The organism is Pseudomonas sp. A-1 (assembly GCF_004801855.1).
Taxonomy (GTDB): domain Bacteria; phylum Pseudomonadota; class Gammaproteobacteria; order Pseudomonadales; family Pseudomonadaceae; genus Geopseudomonas.
In genome coordinates this window covers 1-4,925 of sequence record NZ_SSTC01000160.1, presented here as the reverse complement: position 1 = coordinate 4,925, position 4,925 = coordinate 1, and the positions used below count along the sequence as shown (strand labels likewise).

At 71.3% G+C, this 4,925-nt stretch carries 6 protein-coding genes; all 6 read left to right on the top strand.

Annotated elements, in window-relative coordinates; translation table 11 throughout:
* The coding region (locus tag E5198_RS20470) for a YdbH domain-containing protein (RefSeq protein WP_178084107.1) at positions 1-537 on the top strand (537 nt) is incomplete at its 5' end.
* Between the two features lie 16 nt (positions 538-553).
* The gene (locus E5198_RS20465; RefSeq protein WP_136491755.1) at positions 554-754 is read left to right on the top strand and encodes a YnbE family lipoprotein; all 201 of its coding nucleotides are present in this window, start codon (positions 554-556) and stop codon (positions 752-754) included.
* Positions 755-764: 10 nt separating this feature from the next.
* A complete protein-coding gene (locus E5198_RS20460) occupies positions 765-1,109 on the top strand; it encodes a YdbL family protein (RefSeq protein ID WP_136491754.1) in 345 nt (114 codons plus the stop codon).
* Positions 1,110-1,203: 94 nt separating this feature from the next.
* The gene (locus tag E5198_RS20455; RefSeq protein WP_136491753.1) at positions 1,204-2,052 is read left to right on the top strand and encodes a zinc-dependent peptidase; all 849 of its coding nucleotides are present in this window, start codon (positions 1,204-1,206) and stop codon (positions 2,050-2,052) included.
* 63 nt (positions 2,053-2,115) lie between these two features.
* Positions 2,116-4,023, top strand: a complete 1,908-nt coding sequence (locus tag E5198_RS22255) for a diguanylate cyclase domain-containing protein (RefSeq protein ID WP_136491752.1) — start codon at positions 2,116-2,118, stop codon at positions 4,021-4,023.
* An 88-nt stretch (positions 4,024-4,111) separates the two neighbouring features.
* The gene (gene ppa / locus E5198_RS20445) at positions 4,112-4,639 is read left to right on the top strand and encodes an inorganic diphosphatase (RefSeq protein WP_136491751.1); all 528 of its coding nucleotides are present in this window, start codon (positions 4,112-4,114) and stop codon (positions 4,637-4,639) included.
* Positions 4,640-4,925: the final 286 nt, after the last annotated feature.

Sequence of the window (4,925 nt, the reverse complement as noted above, 5' to 3'; positions counted from 1 at the left end):
GGCGGCCAGCTGGCGGCCGAGCCGGCGCGCCTCGACCTGGCCCGCCCGCCGCAGCGCCTCGCCGTGCAGGTCCGCGGCCTGGAACTGGCCGAACTGCTGCGGGTCTACCCCGCAGAGGGACTCTCCGGCCGCGGCACCCTGGACGGCCGCCTGCCGCTGCGCCTCGACGCCGAGGGCCTGCACATCGTCGAGGGACGGATCGCCGCGCGCGCCCCGGGCGGCGCGCTGCAGCTGCGCTCGGAGCGCATCCGCGCCTTCGCCCGCAGCAACCCCGCGTTGCAACTGGCCGCCACGGCGCTGGAGGATTTCCGCTACGATCGCCTGGAAAGCGAGGTCGACTACGCGCCCCGCGGCCAGCTGCTGCTGGCCCTGCGCCTGCACGGCCAGAACCCCGCGCTGGAGGGCGGCCGGCCGGTGAACCTCGCCATCAACCTGGAAGAGAACGTGCCCAGCCTGCTGACCAGCCTGCAGCTCTCCGGGCGGGTCAACGAAGCCATCCAGCGCCGCGTGCAGCAACAGCTGCAGCGGCGCGACTGACACGGGAGACCGCACCATGCGCCTGCGCCACCTCGCCACCCTCCTGACGGCGAGCCTGCTGCTCGGCCTGCTGGGCGCCTGCACCCCCACGGTGCAACTGGCCGCCCCCAAGGAGCCGATCAACATCAACCTCAACGTGAAGATCGAGCATGAGATCTACATCAAGGTGGACAAGGCGCTGGACAACATCCTCGACGAATCCAGCGGCCTGTTCTGAGGAGCCCGACATGACCCTTCCCAAGCGCATCGCCACCCTGCTGCTCGCCTTCGGCTTCAGCCTCTCGGCCCTGGCCCTCGACCTGCCCGGGGCGATGACCGCGCTGCCCGCCGCCAAGGCCGCCGGCCAGTTGGGCGAGCAGACCGACGGCTATCTCGGCGTGGTCGCCCCCGGCGGCCAGGCGGCCGAGATCGCCCGCCTGATCAACCAGGCGCGGCGCGCCGAGTACCAGCGCCTGGCCACCCAGAACGGCATCCGCCTCGCCGACGTCGAAGCACTGGCCGGCAAGAAAGCGGTGGAGAAGACCCCGCCCGGCCAGTTCATCCGCCTCGACGGCCAGTGGCGGCGCAAGTAGCCCGTCCCCCTCCCGCGAGGTGGCGCCGGGCCCCGCACCCCGGCGGCGATGGCTTACAATCGGCCATCGCCTGCCGCCCGAGGGAGTCTCTGCCGTGTTCTTCCGCAACTGGCGCCGCCGCCGTCTGCTCGCCCGCCATCCCCTCGACCCGCAGCTATGGGCCGCGGTGTGCGCCGACCTGCCGCTGCTCGCCGGCCTCGACGCCGGCGAGCGCCAGCGCCTCGGCGAGCTGTGCCTGCTGCTGCTCCACGACAAGCAGCTGACCTGCCTGCCCGGCGTCGAGCTGGACGATGCCGCGCGCCTGCGCCTGGCCGCTCAGGCCTGCCTGCCGCTGCTGCACCTGCCCGACCTCGACTGGTACCAGGGCTTCCACCAGCTGCTGCTGTATCCCGACGACTTCCTCAGCCCGCAGCGCCACCGCGACGAGGCCGGGGTCGAGCACGTCTGGGACGACGAGCGCAGCGGCGAGGCCTGGCAGCAGGGGCCGGTGATCCTCGCCTGGCCGGGCGTGCAGGCCAGCGGCACGCTGGACGGCTACAACCTGCCGATCCACGAGCTGGCGCACAAGCTGGACATGCTCAACGGCGACGCCAACGGCCTGCCGCCGCTGCACGCCGACATGCGCATCGCCGAATGGGCCGACGCCATGCAGCAGGCCTTCGATGCGCTGAACGCCGAACTGGACCGCGACCCCGACGCCGAGACCGCCATCGATCCCTACGCCGCCGAGAGCCCGGCCGAGTTCTTCGCCGTGGCCAGCGAGTACTTCTTCAGCGCCCCCGACCTGCTCGACGCCGCCTTCCCGGCGGTCTACGCGCAGCTGCGCCTGTTCTATCGCCAGGATCCGCTGGCGCGCCTGGGCGAGCACCTGCAGGAGCTGTCCGCGCCAAACGGGAACGCCTGCCCGCACGGCCTGCCCGACGCCCGGGCGCCGCGCCACTGACCCTCACGCCACCCCGAGCAGCCGACGCGGGTTCGGCGACTGCCCGCCCGAAGGAGCCCCAGATTGCCCAACCGCACGGCAGACCAACTCGCTCGCCCACAAGGCCAGTCCATCCCCCGCCTGCAGCGCCGGCTGCAGCGCCTGCTCGCCATCGGGGTGGCGGCCACCACCTGCCTGGTCGGCCTGGCCACCAGCCTGCCGATGTACCTCCAGCTGAGCAACAAGATCGACCTGCACGCCGAACTCGACGTGCAGGTCCGCGCGCTGGCCAGCAGCCATCTGCTCGAACACATGGCCGATACCGCCATGCAGCTCACCTCGCGCTCGGAAATCCGCCGCATGCTCGAGCGCTACAACGCCGGCGAGATCGAGCTCGCCGAGCTGCAGGCGTTCACCGCACCGCGCCTGCGCGAACCCCTGGCGCAGGCGGCGGACGTGCTCGGCCTGGTGCGCCTGGACGCCCGCGGGCAGCCGGTACTCGCCCTGCGCCAGCCCGTGCCCAGGGAGCACTGGCCGATCCCCGCAGCCGATCAGCAGCTGCCCCGCCTGGTGGGGCCGCTGCTGATCGGCGACACCCCGGTGCTGCTGGTCGGCGCCCCCATCCTCTCCCCCGACGGCCGCCGTGCCGGCACCGACATCGCCGCCTTCACCCTGGACAGGCTGCGCGACCTGCTGCCGATGACCGACGGGTACAGCGGCGACATGCAGATCCACCTGATCAACGTGGCCGAACGGCGCGCCGTGCATGTCCACGATGCCGACACCGCGCTGCTGGCGACGCCGGACTGGCATCCGCTGTTCGCGGCCCTGCGCCAGGCGAGCGACCTGCCGCTGCATGCCGTGCGGCTGCCCGAGCACGAGCGCCTCGGCGCCTTGGTCGCCTTCGCCCGCCCGCTGCCGGAGCACGGCGACTGGGCCATCGCCCTGCTCTCGCCGCGCGACGTGCTGTACGCCGGCGCCCGCGCGGAACTGCTCTGGCCGCTGCTCGGCATCCTCCTGCTGGGCCTCGCCGGCGGCGGGCTGATCTTCATGCTGGCGCGCCCGCTGCTGCAGCGCATGCTCGAGCAGTCGCAGAGCCTCGGCCTGGCGGCCAGCGTGTTCGAGCACAGCAACGAGGGCATCCTGCTGCTCGACGAGCGACAGCGCATCATCGGCCTCAACCCCGCCGGCAGCCGTCTGCTGCGCTGCCGGCTCGCCGAGCTGGAAGGCCGGCGCGCCTGCGAGGCCCTGCTGCTCGACACCAGCGAAGCGGACTGTGCCGCCATGTGGGCCCAGGTCAGCCGGACCGGCAGCTGGCAGAGCGAGGTCACCCTGCTGCGTGGCGACGGCGAGGCCTTCAGCGCCTGGCTGTCGCTGGCCGCGGTCTACGACGAGCAGCGCCGGCCGAGCCACTTCACCGGCCTGTTCACCGACATCAGCGCCGCCAAGGAGGAGCAGGAACGCATCCTGCAGATGGCCTACCACGACCGCCTCACCGGGCTGCCCAACCGCAGCCTGGTTCGCGACCGCCTGACCCAGGCGCTGCGCCAGGCCAGGCGCCAGGGCAGCCTGCTGGCCGTGCTGTTCCTCGACCTCGACCGCTTCAAGCCGGTCAACGACACCTTCGGCCATGCCGTCGGCGACCTGCTGCTGCGCGCCGTCGCCGAGCGCCTGGCGCAGACCGTGCGCGACAGCGACACCGTGGCGCGCCTGGGCGGCGACGAGTTCCTGATCGTCCTCGAGGACCTCGACGACGTCGCCATGGCCGAGCGGATCGCCGGCCGCCTGGTCGAGGCGCTGCAGCAGCCCTTCCCGATCGACGGCCACGTGCTGCACATCGGCACCAGCATCGGCATCGCCCTGTATCCCGACGACGGCAGCGACGCCGCCGAACTGGTGCGCAAGGCCGATGCCGCCATGTACCGGGCCAAGGACAACGGCCGCAACCGCTACGCCTTCCATGACCAGCGACAGCGGACCCTGACCGACTGACGCACGGCAGGCTGCGGCAACATGGCGCATCCGCCCGAATACGCCTATAATCCGCGCCAATTTTTGGCCCTGACCCTCGGAGTCACCCATGAGCTACAGCAAGATCCCGGCCGGCAAGGACCTGCCGAACGACATCTACGTCGCCATCGAGATCCCGGCCAATCACGCGCCGATCAAGTACGAGATCGATCACGACAGCGACTGCCTGTTCGTCGACCGCTTCATGGCCACCCCGATGTTCTACCCGGCCAACTACGGCTTCATCCCGCACACCCTGGCCGACGACGGCGACCCCCTCGACGTGCTGGTAGTGACCCCCTACCCGGTCGCGCCGGGCTCGGTGATCCGCGCCCGTCCGGTCGGCGTGCTGAACATGAGCGACGAGGCTGGCGGCGACGCCAAGCTGATCGCCGTACCGCACGACAAGCTGACCGTCCTGTACAAGGACGTGCAGAACTACACCGACCTGCCGGCCCTGCTGATCGAGCAGGTCAAGCACTTCTTCGAGAACTACAAGGATCTCGAGAAGGGCAAGTGGGTGAAGGTCGAAGGCTGGGGCGACGCCGAAGAGGCCCGCCAGCTGATTCTCAAGGCGGTGGCGGCTTACCAGAAGTAAGCCGGACCCGCTTCGGAAAGCCCGCCCACAAGGCGGGCTTTTTATTGCCTGTCGTTTTAAGCGGGATTTTCCTGTGCGACCCTTTCCGCTAATGTGTCGGGCCTCACAGCAGGACTCGTCCGCGCCATGCCCCTCGACCCCTTGCCCGGCCTCTTCGCGCTGCTCGGCCTGCTGCCGGCGGTCGGCGGCATCCTGCTGATCGCCCGCCAGCGCCGCCTGCGCCGCCGTCTGGCCGCCCTCGGCGCGGTGGCCGAGGCCTTCGCCGCCGGCGACAGCCTGGCCCGCG